At 59.6% G+C, this 15,957-nt stretch carries 12 protein-coding genes; all 12 read left to right on the top strand.

Annotated features, from left to right (window positions below; all coding sequences use genetic code 11):
- The first annotated feature begins 65 nt into the window (after positions 1-65).
- The 12 genes from ppc to tsaC all read left to right on the top strand — a co-directional run bounded on the left by ppc (position 66) and on the right by tsaC (position 15,888).
- Positions 66-2,939 carry a phosphoenolpyruvate carboxylase gene (gene ppc / locus K2O51_RS34080; protein WP_220632034.1) on the top strand — a complete coding sequence of 958 codons (2,874 nt, stop codon included), beginning with the start codon at positions 66-68 and terminating at the stop codon, positions 2,937-2,939.
- A 40-nt stretch (positions 2,940-2,979) separates the two neighbouring features.
- Positions 2,980-4,287 carry a phosphopyruvate hydratase gene (gene eno / locus K2O51_RS34075; RefSeq protein ID WP_220632033.1) on the top strand — a complete coding sequence of 436 codons (1,308 nt, stop codon included), beginning with the start codon at positions 2,980-2,982 and terminating at the stop codon, positions 4,285-4,287.
- A 62-nt stretch (positions 4,288-4,349) separates the two neighbouring features.
- A complete protein-coding gene (gene otnK / locus K2O51_RS34070; RefSeq protein WP_220632032.1) occupies positions 4,350-5,609 on the top strand; it encodes a 3-oxo-tetronate kinase in 1,260 nt (419 codons plus the stop codon).
- A complete protein-coding gene (gene otnC, locus K2O51_RS34065; protein WP_220632031.1) occupies positions 5,600-6,244 on the top strand; it encodes a 3-oxo-tetronate 4-phosphate decarboxylase in 645 nt (214 codons plus the stop codon). The genes otnK and otnC overlap by 10 nt, the downstream gene beginning before the upstream one ends.
- Before the next feature lie 227 nt (positions 6,245-6,471).
- A complete protein-coding gene (locus tag K2O51_RS34060; protein ID WP_245002000.1) occupies positions 6,472-7,299 on the top strand; it encodes a LysR family transcriptional regulator in 828 nt (275 codons plus the stop codon).
- Between the two features lie 377 nt (positions 7,300-7,676).
- Entirely contained in the window at positions 7,677-8,459 is a 783-nt protein-coding gene (locus K2O51_RS34055) for an SDR family NAD(P)-dependent oxidoreductase (RefSeq protein WP_220632029.1), read from the top strand.
- An 11-nt stretch (positions 8,460-8,470) separates the two neighbouring features.
- Positions 8,471-9,325 (top strand): alpha/beta fold hydrolase, encoded by an 855-nt coding sequence (locus K2O51_RS34050; protein ID WP_220632028.1) that lies wholly within the window; start codon positions 8,471-8,473, stop codon positions 9,323-9,325.
- A gap of 4 nt (positions 9,326-9,329) precedes the next feature.
- Positions 9,330-10,646, top strand: coding sequence for a ribulose-bisphosphate carboxylase large subunit family protein (locus K2O51_RS34045; RefSeq protein ID WP_220632027.1), 1,317 nt, complete (start codon positions 9,330-9,332; stop codon positions 10,644-10,646).
- Positions 10,643-12,031, top strand: a complete 1,389-nt coding sequence (locus tag K2O51_RS34040) for a four-carbon acid sugar kinase family protein (protein ID WP_220632026.1) — start codon at positions 10,643-10,645, stop codon at positions 12,029-12,031. Before K2O51_RS34045 ends, K2O51_RS34040 begins: the two co-directional genes overlap by 4 nt.
- Before the next feature lie 205 nt (positions 12,032-12,236).
- Positions 12,237-14,123 (top strand): TRAP transporter large permease, encoded by a 1,887-nt coding sequence (locus K2O51_RS34035; RefSeq protein WP_220632025.1) that lies wholly within the window; start codon positions 12,237-12,239, stop codon positions 14,121-14,123.
- Positions 14,124-14,143: 20 nt separating this feature from the next.
- On the top strand, positions 14,144-15,169 hold the full coding sequence (locus K2O51_RS34030; protein WP_220632024.1) for a TRAP transporter substrate-binding protein: 1,026 nt from the start codon (positions 14,144-14,146) through the stop codon (positions 15,167-15,169).
- A 146-nt stretch (positions 15,170-15,315) separates the two neighbouring features.
- Entirely contained in the window at positions 15,316-15,888 is a 573-nt protein-coding gene (gene tsaC / locus K2O51_RS34025; protein ID WP_220632023.1) for an L-threonylcarbamoyladenylate synthase type 1 TsaC, read from the top strand.
- Positions 15,889-15,957 lie beyond the last annotated feature (69 nt).

Raw genomic sequence — 15,957 nt, 5'->3', positions numbered from 1 at the left:
GCGCCCCGGTGGGGCGCCTGGCAGATTTCCGGGGTCTCCATGACGCCCGACTGGTGAAAAAGCTCATGTTGCCTATCTGGACGCCGAGATCGAATCGGCCGGATTCCCCTGAGACGCGCCCCGAATCTCGGAGCTCTGAGCCTGATCTCGAGAGCGTCGCTGTCATTCAAGCCCTCCATGCCGACCATCAGGAGCGGCTGAATGCCGATATCCGGTTGTTCGGGGACCTGCTCGGTTCGATCATCCAATCTCAGGAAGGCGGCGCGATGTTCGGGGTTGTGGAAGCGATCCGTCGCCTCGCGCTGCAGTTTAGCCGGACCGCAGATGCTGGTGTTCGGGCGCAGATCAACCAGACCTTGGCCGGCCTTCCGGCGGATGCCATGCAGACGGTCGCACGCGCCTTCTCGCTGTTCCTGCTTCTCGCCAACATTGCTGAAGACCAACACGAACGCCGCATCAGGCGAGCCGCGGCCATCGCGGGTCAAACACGGCGCCCTGAGAGTCTCGGTCGTAGTCTCGACAAAATGGTCTCGCTCGGCTACGCGCCCAACGAGGTACAGGGAATGTTGCGGCGACTATCTGTCATGCCGGTGCTTACCGCCCATCCGACTGAGGTAAGGCGTCAGGCGATCCTGGTGCATGAAAGGAGGATTGCGGAGTTGCTGGACGCACGAGACGGGCGCGCGCTCACGCCGGAGGAGGACCAAAGCAATCGCGATGATATTACTTTTGCGGTGCATTGCCTCTGGAACACCCGCCTTCTGCGCTTCCAGACATTGAGGCCTATCGACGAGGTGAAGAATGGAATCAGCTATTTCGAGAGGACGTTCTTAAGGGAGGTTCCACGCCTGTATTGTGGCCTGGAAGATGCCATCAGCGAGATGTGTAACGGCCCGCGCAAGAACGGGGTGTTCGCGACGCCGCCACTACTGCAGATTGGTACCTGGATAGGCGGCGATCGGGACGGGAACCCGAACATCGATGCACCCGTGCTGCGCATGGCTGCTCGCTTGCAGTTCGAGGCGTGTATTGGTCACTACCAGTCGACTCTCGGCGAACTGGTTCAGATGCTGACGCTCTCCACCGCGCGCACGCGGGTGGCGCCGGCAGTTAAGCTGATGTCCGATCGTGCCACTGGCGTATCGCCGCACACGGTCGATGAGCCATATCGGCGTGGCCTTGCCTATGTGTCCCAAAAGCTTCGAGGGACGTTGGATCAACTCACGTCTGCTAAACGAGACGGAGATATCCAGGGGGAAGAGTACTACCGCAACCCTCGCGAGCTCATGGACGATTTGAGGCAGTTCCAAGCGTCCCTTGAGCATGCCGGGAACGGAAGCCTGGCACGGGGCGAGCTACGAAACCTCGCCAAAGCTGTAGATGTGTTTGGGTTCCACCTCGCACCCATAGATCTGCGTCAGAATTCGGAGGTTCATGCGCGCACGATCGCGGAGCTCTTCCGCAAAGCCGGCGTATGCGGGGACTACCTTTCTCAACCGGAATCTGAGCGCAGGCGCCTGCTGGAACTAGAACTCTGCAGTGAACGTCCACTGTGGTCGTCGCTGGCCCTCTACAGTGAAGAGACTTCCTCGGAGATGGCTATATTCGCGGCGGCGCGGGACCTCAAGAAGGCCTACGGACCGTCCATTGTCAGGAACTGCATCATCTCGAAGACTTCGGATGTCTCGGACATCCTGGCCGTCGCGGTTCTCCTTAAGGAGACTGGCCTGATCAGCTTCGGGCTGGGCTGTCAGGACGATTGCGAGACTGTCTCGATTGTGCCGCTGTTCGAAACCATCGCAGATCTTAGGGCTGCTGGATTGATCATGGACGAGCTCTTCAACGTTCCGATTTATCGTAAGCTCGTCGTCCGGCAAAGCGATGAACACGAGATCATGCTGGGGTACTCCGACAGCAATAAGGATGGCGGCTATCTCACATCCTGCTGGGAGATCTACCAGGCCGAGGTGGCGCTGAAAGAAGTCCTCACACATCATGGCATCGTCATGCGTCTCTTTCATGGGCGCGGCGGCGCTGTCGGGCGTGGAGGCGGTCCGACTTACGATGCACTTCTCGCTCAGCCCCATGGCGCTCATTCCGGAAAGGTCCGCATCACGGAGCAGGGCGAGGTGATTGCGTCGAAGTACAAGAGCGGTGATGTTGGCAGACTGCATCTGGAAGCCCTGGTGGCAGGGAGTCTGGAAGCCTGTCTTATCGGACCGACCCTGGACCGGCAAAAGGAAGCCGTCTTTCACAGCGTCATCAAGGCGTTGTCGGACGTTGCTTACAGGACGTACCGATCGCTGGTTTACGAGACGGAGGGATTTACCACCTACTTCCGTGAATCCACGCCCCTCTCAGAGATCGCCCAACTGAACATCGGCAGTCGCCCGGCGTCGCGGAAGGCGGGGGATCACATCGACGATCTGCGCGCCATTCCCTGGGTCTTCGCCTGGTCTCAATGCCGACTGATGCTTCCTGGCTGGTTTGGCTTCGGTTCTGCGATCAATGCATGGCTTAAGGAAAGTCCCGACGGCATGACGCTTCTGCGGGATATGTGTGCATCTTGGCCATTCTTTGGCACGATGCTGTCCAACATGGAAATGGTTCTGGCCAAATCCGATCTGGGGATTGCCTCCCGCTATGCCGATCTCGTGGAGGATGAAAGCCTGCGAAACAAGATCTTCGGCAGGATTCGCGAGGAATACGAACTGACGAAACGCCACTTGTTGTCCATTATGAATGCCGAGGTATTGTTGGCAGGGAGCCCGGCCATCCGGCGGTCCATCCGCAACCGTGGCCCCTATCTGGATCCGCTCAATCATGCGCAGATCGAGCTGCTGAAGCGCCATCGCAATGGACAGGTGTGCGCAAGCATCGCACAAGGTATTCGAATGACCATCAACGGCCTGGCTCAAGGCCTGAGGAACAGCGGCTGACGGCCCTGAGCTGACAGTCCCCTTTTTCTGACGAGAGATTATGACTGCAATCGTAGACATCATTGGACGCGAGGTTCTGGACTCGCGGGGCAACCCCACCGTCGAGTGCGACGTGCTGCTGGAGTCGGGCGTGATGGGTCGCGCCGCCGTGCCCTCGGGGGCATCGACCGGCTCGCGCGAAGCCATCGAACTGCGTGACGGCGACAAGTCGCGCTACCTCGGCAAGGGCGTGCTGAAGGCCGTCGAGCACATCAACACCGAGATCGCCGAAGCCATCATGGGCCTGGACGCGTCCGAGCAGGCGTTTGTGGACCGCACCCTGATCGAACTCGACGGCACCGAGAACAAGGGCCGCCTGGGTGCCAACGCCATGCTGGCGGTGTCGATGGCCGTGGCCAAGGCCGCTGCCGAAGAGGCTGGCCTGCCGCTGTACCGCTACTTCGGCGGCTCGGGCGCGATGCAGATGCCGGTGCCGATGATGAACATCGTCAACGGGGGCGCGCACGCCAACAACAGCCTGGACATCCAGGAATTCATGATCATGCCGGTGTCGCAACCCAGCTTCCGTGAAGCCCTGCGTTGCGGCGCCGAAATCTTCCATGCGCTCAAGAAGATCCTGGCCGACAAGGGCATGTCCACCGCCGTGGGCGACGAGGGCGGCTTCGCCCCGAACTTCTCGTCCAACGAGGAATGCCTGAACACCATCGTCCAGGCCGTCGAGAAGGCTGGCTACCGCATGGGCGAGGACGTGCTGCTGGCGCTGGACTGCGCCGCGAGCGAGTTCTACCACGAAGCCGAAGACGTCTACGTGCTGGAGGGCGAAGGCCTGAAGCTGTCGTCGACGCAATTTGCCGATTACCTGGCCAACCTCTGCGACAAGTTCCCGATCGTCTCGATCGAGGACGGCATGGCCGAAGGCGACTGGGATGGCTGGAAGACGCTGACGGACAAGCTTGGCAAGCGCGTGCAATTGGTGGGCGACGACCTGTTCGTGACCAACACCAAGATTCTGAAGGAAGGCATCGAGAAGGGTATTGGCAACTCGATCCTCATCAAGATCAACCAGATCGGTACGCTGACCGAAACGTTCGCTGCCATCGAGATGGCTAAGCGGGCGGGCTACACCGCCGTGATCTCGCACCGCTCGGGCGAGACGGAGGACAGCACGATCGCCGACATCGCCGTGGGCACCAACGCCGGCCAAATCAAGACCGGCTCGCTGTCGCGCTCGGACCGCATCGCCAAGTACAACCAACTGCTGCGCATCGAAGAGGCGCTCGGAAATACCACCTCATATGCGGGTCGATCGACCTTCATTTGCCTGCGCCAGATAAGTCAGGGCAAGTAGGGCGATACCATCACCATGATCGAGTCAAAGACCTACAATCATTGAAACGGAAGGAGCGCAACATGTCGAAACCATTGTTGGGCTGCGTTGCAGACGATTTTACTGGGGGCACGGATCTCGCCAGCATGCTGGTGAAGAGCGGAATGCGGACCATACAAACCATCGGAGTTCCCCAGAGTACTGTCCTGGATGCCGATGCAATCGTTGTCGCACTGAAGACTCGTACATTGCCGGTCCGTGACGCAGTAACAGAATCGCTCGAAGCCCTGCGCTGGTTGCAACGGGTGGGCTGCAGACAGTTCTACTTCAAGTATTGCTCGACTTTCGATTCGACGCCGGTAGGAAACATCGGCCCGGTGATTGACGCGATGATGGAGGAACTCGGCACGGACTTCACTATCGTTTGTCCGGCATTTCCGGAGAATGGTCGTACGGTGTACAACGGTTATCTCTTCGTCGGGGATGTCCTGCTAAGCGAGTCGGGCATGAGAAATCACCCGCTGACACCGATGACGGACTCGAATCTCGTCCGTGTTCTTGCGCCCCAAACGAAGCAACAAGTCGGGCTGGTGGCACGTAGTGTCGTCGCCGAAGGGCGAGACGCGATCCGCGCAGGCTTTGACCGGTGCAAGGAGAAGGGCCAACAGATCGCGATCGTGGACGCGATCGAAAATGAAGATCTGTACCGAATTGATGAGGCGGTAGCCGACCTGCCGCTGCTGACTGGCGGATCAGGTCTCGCAATTGGTCTGGCTGACAACTTCCGGCGCACGGGAGCACTGAGCGTCTCGACAGATGCAGCCAAGCTCGATCCGAGTTCTGGTCGCATGGTGCTGCTGTCCGGAAGCTGCTCTGTGGCGACGAATGCCCAAGTCGAACATTGGCTGACGGATCATCCGGGATTCAAGATCAATCCCTTGGCCATCCATCGAGCAGAGGATTTGGCCTCTTCGGCAGTGGAGTGGGTCATGCAGCACGACGAGCCCGTCCTCGTTTATGCCAGTGCTAAGCCCGACGAGGTCGCTCAGGTCCAGCAACAGCTCGGCGTGGAAGCGGCCGGCCAGTTGGTGGAGGCGGTGCTTTCGGCGATTGCAGCAGGACTCCGTGAACGGGGCTTCAAAAAGTTCATCGTCGCCGGCGGTGAAACTTCGGGCGCCGTTGTCAAGGCACTCAATGTGAAGGGATTGCGCATCGGAGCGTCCATCGCGCCAGGCGTTCCCTGGACGCAATCGCTTGATGGAGAGCCGATCGCACTGGCACTCAAATCGGGGAACTTTGGCACCGTCAGCTTCTTCGAGGAGGCGATGAGACAATGTCCCTAAGCGAATCGAAGCTCCGTGAGGAAATCGTGCTAGCCGCAAAATCGATCCTCGACCGAGGATTGACACACGGAAGCACCGGGAACATCAGTGTGGCGATGGAGGATGGCTGGCTGCTAACGCCGACCGGCGCCTCCCTCGGTAACCTTGACCCCGCACGGCTGTCGAGGCTGGATCGTGACGGGCGACATATCGCTGGCGATGCTCCCACGAAGGAAAGTTTGTTGCATTTGGCGATGTATCAGGAGCGAAGGGGCGCGAGGGCTGTCGTGCATCTACATTCGACGCACTCCGTTGCCTTGTCGTTGGACCCGGACCTAAATCCTGACGATCTTCTTCCTCCGTTGACCGCTTACTATGTGATGCGGGTCGGCTCCTTGCCTCTGGTTCCTTATTTTGCGCCGGGAGACCCTAAGCTGGCGGACGCTATCCGGTCTTGGGCAGGAAAGCATCACGCGATGCTCTTGGCGCACCATGGTCCAGTGGTGGCTGGCAGCAGCCTGGCCGCCGCGACTGACGCGGCCGAGGAGTTGGAGGAGACCGCGAAGCTCTTCATGATGCTTCGAGGCAGAAAAACCCGTGAACTCTCTGCCGAGCAGGTCGGGGCGTTGCGAAGCAAGTTCGGGCCCCCTGGTTAGTGGACTGCGTTTGCGGGCCGGATCGTGCCGCACGATGAGAAGGTCACGAGGCTGGCGTGAGAGGGCAACTATGGATTGACGCGGACATTTGCCTTCTCGCACACTGACGGCCATTGATCGAAAAGAGCCTCGTTGGACGAGGTGCACGACAACTTCACGCTATGCTGACGCGCCGGCTATCTTTAAATGCGTTGCGAGCCTTCGAGGCGACTTCGAGACTTCGGAGTATGTCCGCAGCGGCTGACGAACTTTGCGTGACGCACGGCGCAGTCAGCCGCCATATCAAGCTGCTCGAGGAGAATCTCGGGGTTACGCTCCTGACTCGCGGTCCGCACTCGACTGAAGCGACACCCGCTGGGCGAAGACTTGCGGAAGACCTGGCGCGAGCCTTTGGACTCATCGAAGCCAGCCTGGACCAGTTCAAGGAGGGACCGCTGACGATCTCGTGCTCGCCATCGGTGCTGATGTTCTGGCTGTTGCCGCGCATTTCTCACTTCAATCAGAACCACCCCGAAGTTCAGTTGCAATTCAACATGAACTACGAGAACGTCGACTTCCTCCGGGATCGCATCGCAGTGGCGATGAGCAATTCGACGTTCACGCCTCCGCCGGAGGTTGATCTCAAAGACGTCGCGCTGGAGGAGATCGGGCCCGTCTGCGCGCCGGACTACGCCGAAGCGGCCTCAATTCGGAATCTGGTGGACCTACGGGAAGCCCATCTGCTGGCGACGAAAACCAGGCCGGACGCTTGGCAAGACTGGGTTTCCAGCGTGGGCCTTCCGGGTCACTTGCAACCCAAGCAGCACTACGATCATTTCTATCTCCTCATCCAGGCCGCCGTGTGCGGGTTGGGTGTCGCAGTGGTACCCAAAATGCTCGTCCAAAACGACCTCGAGTCGGGCAAACTCGTGGCCCCCTTCGGCTTTATCCCCGGCGGACGAAAACTTGTTTTGTGGACCGCTTCCCGTCTCGCATCTCGACCAGATGTAAAAATGCTCGTTGAGTGGCTAGCAAATGAGCTGGCAAAATCCAATGCATCCGGTATTCAGAACTAGCGACTTGGTTATCTAGAAGTAAAGATCACAGCATCTCTCTACGCCTTTCTGAAACGGGTTCAAATCCCCTTGGTACCGAGATACTCTCTCGGTAGCCGCCCATTTCGCGCCTCCTGCGGTGCAGCATTTTACTAGCTTAGCTATCAGTCGCTGTTCGCGGCATCATATTAGGACTTACCCCGAGAGAGGTTGCGGCTGGGCCGTGGGTGGCCGAGCTGAGACCTACGGCCGCCCTTGATGTACAGCGCTTTGCGGGTTTCCGAACCATGGCTGTGAGTTTATTTCACAGCCCGCCGACTTAATTTGATTTGTCGTCAGAAACGGTCGAACTTATATTTCGTCCACGCAGTTAGATAACCGACATATGGAGGGACGTTATGCGTTTGCACGGAAAGGTGGCTCTGGTAACTGGCTCGGGCCAAGGGATTGGTCAGGCGATTGCAAATCGATTTTCCAGTGAAGGTGCGCATGTCGTCGTGAGCGATATTGTGGCGGAGCGTGCAGCGGCAGCGGCCGCAGAAATCCAGAAGAAGGGCGGAAAGGCATCCCATGTTCTCCTGGACGTGGCAAACGAAAGTAGCATTCAGGCGGCTTTTGAGGAAATCGCTGCGGATTTCGGTGGCGTCGATATCCACGTGAATAATGCCGGCGTGGGGATCAATGCGCCCTATGTCGAATACAAGGTCGCAGATTTTGAGTTGATGCTCAAGGTCAACCTGACGGGCGCTTTCCTTTGCGGACAGTACGCCGCACGACAGATGCTCAAGAAGAGCAGCGGCCGGATCATCAATATTGTGTCGCTCTCGGGCCAGCGCGGGGGGATGGGACGCACCGGCTATGGCGCATCGAAGGCCGGCCTCGAAGTGCTGACCAAGATCATGGCGGTCGAACTGTCGCCCCACGGCATCAATGTCAACGGCATTGCCCCGGGGCCGATCGAGTCGGACGTAACGCGTGCGATGCACGCTGCCAGTGGCACGCGGGAAGCCTATCGCTACTTGGTCCCCATGCACCGTTACGGCGAGGTCGACGAGATCGCTGCAGCCGCCGCCTTCTTGGCTAGTGACGATGCTAACTATATCAACGGCCACATCCTCAACGTTGACGGCGGCTTCGGCACCGCGGGTCTGATGTACCCGCTTCCGCGCACCGAAGGATGAGTGTGACGCAAATGGAAAACCTCGAAGTCGAACATCACTACGCGACCGTCGGCGATTCCCGCGTTCATTTTGTGACCGCGGGACAGGGCCCAGCCCTGGTGCTGCTGCACGGCTGGCCGCAGACCTGGTACTCCTGGCGCAAGGTCATTCCTGCGCTCTCGCAACGTTTCAAGGTGATCGCACCGGATCTGCGTGGGCTTGGCGATTCGTCGCGACCACGGGACGGTTTCGACATGAAGCGGGTATCCGGCGATGTTGCGGAACTGCTGACGGGCGTGCTGGGGATCAAGGAGATCTATCTGGCGGGGCACGATTGGGGTGGTCCTGCCGCGTTTGCTCTCGCGGCTTTCAATCCAGGCCTCGTTCGGAAGCTGGTGATGCTTGATGCGGCGGTACCTGGCGATGGAAGCGGCACGTACAACCAGAACGGGCGGCGCTGGCACCACGCGTTTCATCAGGTCACTGATCTGCCCGAGGCGCTGATCGCGGGTCGAGAGGACATTTACTACCGATACTTCTTCAAGCAGTTCGGCTTTGTCCAGGATGCGATCAGCGAGGCGGACATCGGAGAGTACCTTCGCACTTATCGCGACATCGGCACGCTCCGGACCGGCCTGGGCTACTACCGCGCGGTCCCGCAGACCGTGCGCGACAACGAAGCGTGGCTGAAGGAAAACCGTTTGCTGATGCCGGTGCTGGCATATGGCGGCGGAGAGGCGTTTGGTCGCGGCCAGGAAGGCTTCACCTCCTTGCAGCGTGTGGCCAACGACGTGAAAGGCGGCGTGATCGCGGATTGCGGTCACTGGGTGCAAGAGGAACGCCCGGACTTCGTCGTGCAAGAAATGGTTTCGTTCCTCGGGAGTTGAAACGATGTCTGAATTATTTGCGATCGGTGAGTCTGTGCCACAGCAGAAGCGCTCGGCTACTCGCCCCGAGTTCTTTGCCCGCTATCTGGTGGAAAGCTGGGTGCCGTCGGCCAAGGCCGCGACGGTCATCGCGGGGGAACAATCCAGTGGTACGTTCATGCAACTGCCGGGTGAAACGGCAGAACTGCAGGAGCGTTTCCGGGCTCGCGTGTGCAGCGTTGAAGATCTTGAGCCGGTCTCGGAGCCGACCTTGCGAAGTGCGCATGCGGAGCGGCGGGGTCATACCGGCAAGTACTATCGCGCGATCGTAGAATTGGCGTTCCCGATTGCGAATGTCGGGCCGAATCTTCCCACGTTGCTCGCGACAGTTGCCGGCAATCTCTTCGAACTCGGCGAGGTGACGGGGTTGAAGTTGCTGGATATCGATGTGCCGGCAGAATTCGCCGCGGCGTTTCCTGGGCCAAAGTTCAGTATCGATGGCACACGCGAGTTGGCGGGTGTCTTCGGCCGCCCCATGATCGGCACCATCATCAAGCCCAGCGTAGGGCTGACGGTCGATCAAACCGCCGCCTTGGTCGACGATCTCTGCGCGGGTGATATCGACTTCATCAAGGACGATGAGCTGCTGGCCAATCCGCCGTATGCGCCATTCAAGGAGCGCGTAGAGGCCGTCATGCCGGTGCTGCTCAAGCATGCCGATCGCTTGGGGCGCATGCCGATGTACGCCTTCAACATCAGCGGCGGCATCGATGAAATGCGACGCAACCACGATATCGTCGTTGAGGCCGGCGGCACCTGCGTCATGGTAAGCCTTAACTGGACCGGCATGGCTGCCATCCAGCATCTGCGCGAATACTCCGAGCTTCCCATCCACGGCCACCGCAATGGCTGGGGCGCGCTCACGCGTCATCCTTCCCTAGGCTTCGATTTCCGTGCGTTCCAGAAGCTCTGGCGTCTTGCCGGTGTCGACCACGTCCACGTGAACGGGCTGAAGAGCAAATTCTGGGAGCCGGATGACTCGGTTATCGCATCGGCTCGGGCCTGTCTCACGCCGTTCGCCGGTGTTGCGCCTGCCATGCCGGTTTTTTCGTCCGGCCAGTGGGCCGGTGTTGCGCCTGAGCTGTATGGGTATCTCAAGACCACCGACCTCATGCACCTTGCCGGTGGCGGCGTGATTGGCCATCCGGACGGTATCGCTGCCGGTGTCACCAGCATGCGTCAGGCATGGGAAGCCGCTGTTGCTGGCGTGAGCCTGGAAAAGGCGTCTGCGAAGCATGTCGAGCTGCGCAACGCGATCGCAGAATTCGGATCGAAGCTATGAAATCCAAACTCAAGGTTGCGTTCCTGGGCGACGACTTTACCGGGTCGACGGATGCCCTGGAAATGCTGGCAATGGCCGGACTGCGCTGCGTGTTGTTTCTTCGTCAGCCGTCGAAGGAGCTAGTCGGCCGGTTCGAAGGCCTGGATGCGGTAGGCATTGCCGGTGATAGCCGAGGCATGACGCCACAGGAAATGGATACCCATCTTCCACGACTGTATCGCAGCCTCGTGGAGTTGGACCCGGCAGTTGTTCATTACAAGGTCTGTTCGACCTTCGATAGCTCGGCGGAGATTGGCAACATCGGGCACGCCATGCGTCTGGCGCGTGACTCGGGGCATTTCGCGGCCGGTCCGATTGCCGTGGTTGGGGCCAATCCGTCCTTGCGACGCTACTGCGTGTTCGGCAATCTGTTTGCGGCGTCGGCGACTGACGGCAACGTGTATCGCATCGATCGTCATCCGATCATGAGTGTCCACCCCGTCACGCCAATGCGTGAGTCGGACTTGGCCGTACACCTCGCCAACCAGTCGCCCATGACGTTTGGGCGCCTAACCTACGGAGACCTTGAGTCAGCCGGGGAGCGCCTCGACGAGCACTGTGACCGTCTGTGGGATGCGCAGACAGATGCCGTCCTCTTTGATGGTGCGAATGAAGGCCACATGAGTGCGGTCGGAAAGCAATTGGTGCGTATCAGTAACCAAGGCGCTCGCCCTTCCTTCGTGGTTGGATCGTCCGGGGTTGAATTTGCGTTGACCCGTGCCTGGGGAGCGTCGACGCAGAGTGTTCCTGCCATGCCTGCGGCGACGGCAGTGAACCAAGTGCTTGCCATTTCCGGCAGCGGCTCGGCGCTGACGGCACGGCAGATCGAACGGGCGCGAGAGAGCGGGTTCGAGCTGATTGCCGTGAACGCCCGCAATCTCGTCGACGATGGGAAGTGGGAGGCCGAGGTCGAGGAAGCCGTCGGCAGCGCCGTCGTCGCGCTGAAGGCGGGCAAGAGCGTGTTGGTCCATACCGCAAAAGGGCCCGGCGATCCGCGGATCGCCGAGATGTTGGCCTACATGCAGCGTGATGGCGCGAGCGCCGCCCAGGCGCGGCACGAGGGCGGTCGGCTCCTCGGCGTCGGCCTTGGGAACCTGACCCGCGAGATCATGGATCGCGTCGAGCTTCGCCGTCTGCTAATCGCAGGCGGTGACACCTCCAGCCAGATTATGCAGGTGGTCGGCGCGGACGCATTGATGGTCAGCGCTCGGCTTGCTCCGGGTGCGCCGTTGTGCCGCTTGATTTCCAAGTCGCCATCGCTTGACGGCCTGGAGGTCGCCTTGAAAGGCGGCCAGATGGGCAATCTGAACTTCTTTGAGGAGGGGCGACGCGGTATCCAGAGGTAACGCCCATATCAGGAGTGGCCGGGGCACAAAGAGAGACAACAACGGTGCCTCGGGCTTAACCAGTTGAGAAAGCCTCAGTAAACAGTACGGGTGGGCGAGTTCCGACACCGATGACATGCTTACAACGTGACCGTACCCGTGCTCGATGAAAGATCAGCGCATGCACCAGAGTCACGATAAAACAGATTCACATAGGAGACAGACAATGGACACGGTTCGTTCGACGAAGCCAGATGCCGCGCTACACAGCGGCTCTGGCTCTCGAAGTCTACTTACGGCCGAGCGAGCGCTCGTGCTCGCGGTTGAAACAGTAGCGGCCATTCTTGTGGCAGCCGAAGTGATTGTGCTGCTCGCGAGCGTCGTGTCGCGATACGCGCTGCATCTGCCTTTGGTTTGGGCCGATGAAGTCGCCTCGATCTTGTTCCTCTGGCTCGCGATGATCGGCTCGGCTGTCGCGTTCCAGCGTGGTGAGCATATGCGCATGACCGCCATGGTCAGCCGGGCATCGCCGAAGACCCGAAGCTTCCTCGAGGCGTTTGCACTGACGACCTCGCTGCTGTTCATCGTGCTGATTTCGCCGGCCATCCTGCACTACGTCGAGGAGGAGGCGTTTATTCGTACCCCCGCGCTGGACATCCAGAACACGTGGCGCGCGTCGGCGATTGCGGCCGGCTTCATCTTAATGGCTGTGTTCTGCTTCATTCGTCTGATTCGCCAAGGCGCGGCCAGGCAGACCGTCCTGGCAGTAGCGGCCTCGATCCTTGCGGCTGGGGCACTGTGGTTGCTGCAGCCGGTGTTCGGCCAGCTTGGCAACGTGAATCTGGTGATTTTCTTCGTTGGCATCGTCGGCGCGTGCGTGTTTTCCGGTGTACCGATCGCGTTCTCATTCGCCACGGCGACCCTCGGCTACCTCAGTCTGACGACTTCGACCCCCACGGAAGTGATCGTTGGCCGCATCGACGAAGGTGTGAGCCACTTGATTCTGTTGGCCATTCCGCTGTTCGTCTTCCTCGGCCAGCTCATCGAGATGAATGGCATGGCCCGGGCGATGGTCGGCTTCCTCGCTAGCCTGCTGAGCCACGTTCGAGGCGGCCTGCATTATGTGCTCGTGGGTGCCATGTACCTGGTGTCGGGCATCTCGGGATCGAAGGCGGCGGACATGGCTGCCATCGCCCCGGTTTTGCTTCCGGAAATGAAGCAACGCGGCGCGAAAGAAGGGGACCTGGTTGCGCTGCTCGCCGCGACCGGCGCACAGACAGAGACCATTCCGCCCAGTATTGTGCTGCTGACGATTGGCTCCGTCACAGGGGTGTCCATCTCAGCCCTGTTCACCGGTGGCATGATTCCCGCGCTGGTGCTGGGTGTGATGCTTTGTGGCGTGGTCTACTGGCGGAATCGTCACGAAGTCGTCGCTCCGCGCACGGAAGCGGGTCCCGGCGCTCGCCGCGCCAGTCTCAAGGCGTTTGGCCTTGCGGTTCCCGCAATTGCCTTGCCGTTCGTGATCCGGGCCGCTGTGGTGGAGGGTGTGGCAACGGCGACGGAAGTTTCGACCATCGGCATTGTCTACTCGGTGGTTGTCGGCATTCTGTTCTATCGGCAGTTCGATTGGAAGCGCATCGGACCCATGCTCGTGGAGACGGCGTCGCTGTCGGGCGCGATTCTCCTGATCATCGGTACCGCAACCGGGATGGCGTGGGCGCTGACTCAGTCTGGTTTTTCGACTGCGCTGGCGCAGATGATGAGCGGTCTTCCCGGCGGCGGCGCAGTGTTCCTCGCTGTGTCCATCCTGGCGTTCGTCATTCTGGGAAGTGTGTTGGAAGGCATTCCTGCGATCGTGCTCTTCGGACCGCTCTTATTCCCCGTCGCGCGCGCCGTTGGCATTAACGAAGTGCATTATTCCATGGTCGTCGTGCTCGCAATGGGGATCGGCCTGTTCGCGCCGCCGTTCGGTGTGGGGTATTACGCTGCAAGTGCGATTGCCAAGGTGAACCCCGATAAGGGTATGAGGCCGATTATCGGATACGTTATCGCGATGGTCGTCGGTCTCGTCCTGGTCGCGGTATTCCCATGGCTGTCCATCGGGTTGCTGTAATCGAGAAATAGAAACCGTCAATGGAGGCAAAAGTGAAAATTAGCCGTCGAAACTTTACGATTGGGTTGGGCACCGCAGCGGCATCACTTGCAATGCCACGGCTTGCTAGTGCCGCGCCGCAGTACACCTTCAAATTTGGATTCAATCTGGCGGAAAGCCACCCGATTACTGCGCGCGCCAAGGAAGCGGCTGCGAAGATTCTCAAAGAGTCGGGCGGTCGGCTCGAGGTGAGGGTGTTTCCCAACAATCAGTTGGGTGGGGACACCGATATGCTGGCACAGCTCCGTACCGGCGGCCTTGAGCTCTTTCTCAACTCCGGCATCAATGTGCTGTCGACCTTGATCCCATCGGCATCGGTTTATGGGCTTGGCTTCTTGTTCCCCGACTACCCCGCTGTATGGCGTGCGATGGACGGTGACCTGGGCAAGTACGTCCGCAACCAGATCACTAAAGCAGGCATTGTTCCGTTCGACAAGATGTGGGACAACGGATTCCGTAATGTCACGACCAGCACGAAACCCATCAAGACGCCGGAAGACCTGAAGAACCTCAAGATCCGCGTCCCTGTGGGGGCGCTGTGGACGTCGATGTTCAAGGCCTTTGGTGCGGCGCCGGCCAGTATCAACTTCAACGAGGTCTATTCTGCTCTGCAGACCAAGCTCGTGGATGGTCAAGAGAATTCGCTGGCCAATATCTATACTGCGAAGCTCTTTGAGGTGCAGAAGTACTGTTCCATGACTGGCCATATGTGGGACGGATTCTTTTGTGTGGCCAACCGGAGGGCCTTCGAAGGACTGCCACAGGATTTGAAGACCATCCTCACCAATAACCTCAATGCGGCCGCGCTGGGAGAGCGCGAGGACATGCTCAAGTTGACGTCAACCTTCCAGGAGCAGATTGCAGCCAAGGGGGTTATTTTTAACAAAGTGGATACGGCACCGTTCCAGGACGCACTGAAGAAGGCTGGCTTCTACAAGGAGTGGCGGGCCAAGTATGGCGAGGAATTATGGGCCCTCGTGGAAGCCACCGCGGGCAAGCTGACCTGATGGGTAACGCGTAGTGCGTTTAGCGCCACGGTTTTTGCATTCTCCATGGTGAATTTTAGCCGGACCCATCTTCGATGGCTCCGGCTGTGTTTTTTGTTTGGCGGCGGCTGCCTGACTTTGCATGCCGGACAATAAATTGAGAGCGAATGGACGCGAACGTCTTGAGTAATGAGATCGAACTGGCGTGCAAGGCGCTGCGTGAAGAGCGGGTCATCGCCTATCCGACAGAGTCCGTCTTCGGCTTGGGGTGCAATCCTTTGGCCCAAGCTGCGGTACAGGAAGTGTTTGCACTAAAGAATCGAAGTCCGGGGCAGGGCTTTTTGTTGATCGGGTCCAGCTTCGATCAGGTGGCGCCCTACATTGATTTCAACAAGATTGCCCCCAGCCGAGTCGACGCCATCTGCGCGCAATGGCCGGGGCCCTCTACCTGGATATTCCCCGCTTCCTCAAGGGTGCCAGCCTGGCTGGTAGGCCGCCACACCGGCATCGCGCTACGTGTGACCGCACATCCCGTCGCTGCGGATATTTGTCGGACGTTCGGAGGGCCCATCGTATCCACCAGCGCCAATCCGCACGGCTTGCCGCCCGCCACGTCCGCATCGCGGGTACGTGAGTATTTTGACGACCGATTGGGGGCGATCATAAATGGTGAACTGGGTGGAGCGGAGCGACCGACTCCGATTCGAGATGCGCTCACCGGCGAATATCTGCGGATTTGATCCGCCACCAAGGTGAGCCGTTTCAACCCCCAAAGGGCGATGAGAGGCGAACTGCTATCATGTCATCTA

The organism is Cupriavidus pinatubonensis (assembly GCF_019602855.1).
GTDB classification, from domain to species: domain Bacteria; phylum Pseudomonadota; class Gammaproteobacteria; order Burkholderiales; family Burkholderiaceae; genus Cupriavidus; species Cupriavidus pinatubonensis.
Note: the sequence above shows the minus strand (reverse complement) of the source record. Positions and strands in the feature narration are given on the sequence as shown.

Bases quoted from the DNA above. Each gene is read 5' to 3' on its own strand.
- ppc (WP_220632034.1), top strand. From the start codon at position 66: ATGTTGCCTATCTGGACGCCGAGATCGAATCGGCCGGATTCCCCTGAG.
- eno (WP_220632033.1), top strand. From the start codon at position 2,980: ATGACTGCAATCGTAGACATCATTGGACGCGAGGTTCTGGACTCGCGG.
- otnK (WP_220632032.1), top strand. From the start codon at position 4,350: ATGTCGAAACCATTGTTGGGCTGCGTTGCAGACGATTTTACTGGGGGC.
- otnC (WP_220632031.1), top strand. From the start codon at position 5,600: ATGTCCCTAAGCGAATCGAAGCTCCGTGAGGAAATCGTGCTAGCCGCA.
- K2O51_RS34060 (WP_245002000.1), top strand. From the start codon at position 6,472: ATGTCCGCAGCGGCTGACGAACTTTGCGTGACGCACGGCGCAGTCAGC.
- K2O51_RS34055 (WP_220632029.1), top strand. From the start codon at position 7,677: ATGCGTTTGCACGGAAAGGTGGCTCTGGTAACTGGCTCGGGCCAAGGG.
- K2O51_RS34050 (WP_220632028.1), top strand. From the start codon at position 8,471: ATGGAAAACCTCGAAGTCGAACATCACTACGCGACCGTCGGCGATTCC.
- K2O51_RS34045 (WP_220632027.1), top strand. From the start codon at position 9,330: ATGTCTGAATTATTTGCGATCGGTGAGTCTGTGCCACAGCAGAAGCGC.
- K2O51_RS34040 (WP_220632026.1), top strand. From the start codon at position 10,643: ATGAAATCCAAACTCAAGGTTGCGTTCCTGGGCGACGACTTTACCGGG.
- K2O51_RS34035 (WP_220632025.1), top strand. From the start codon at position 12,237: ATGGACACGGTTCGTTCGACGAAGCCAGATGCCGCGCTACACAGCGGC.
- K2O51_RS34030 (WP_220632024.1), top strand. From the start codon at position 14,144: ATGGAGGCAAAAGTGAAAATTAGCCGTCGAAACTTTACGATTGGGTTG.
- tsaC (WP_220632023.1), top strand. From the start codon at position 15,316: ATGGACGCGAACGTCTTGAGTAATGAGATCGAACTGGCGTGCAAGGCG.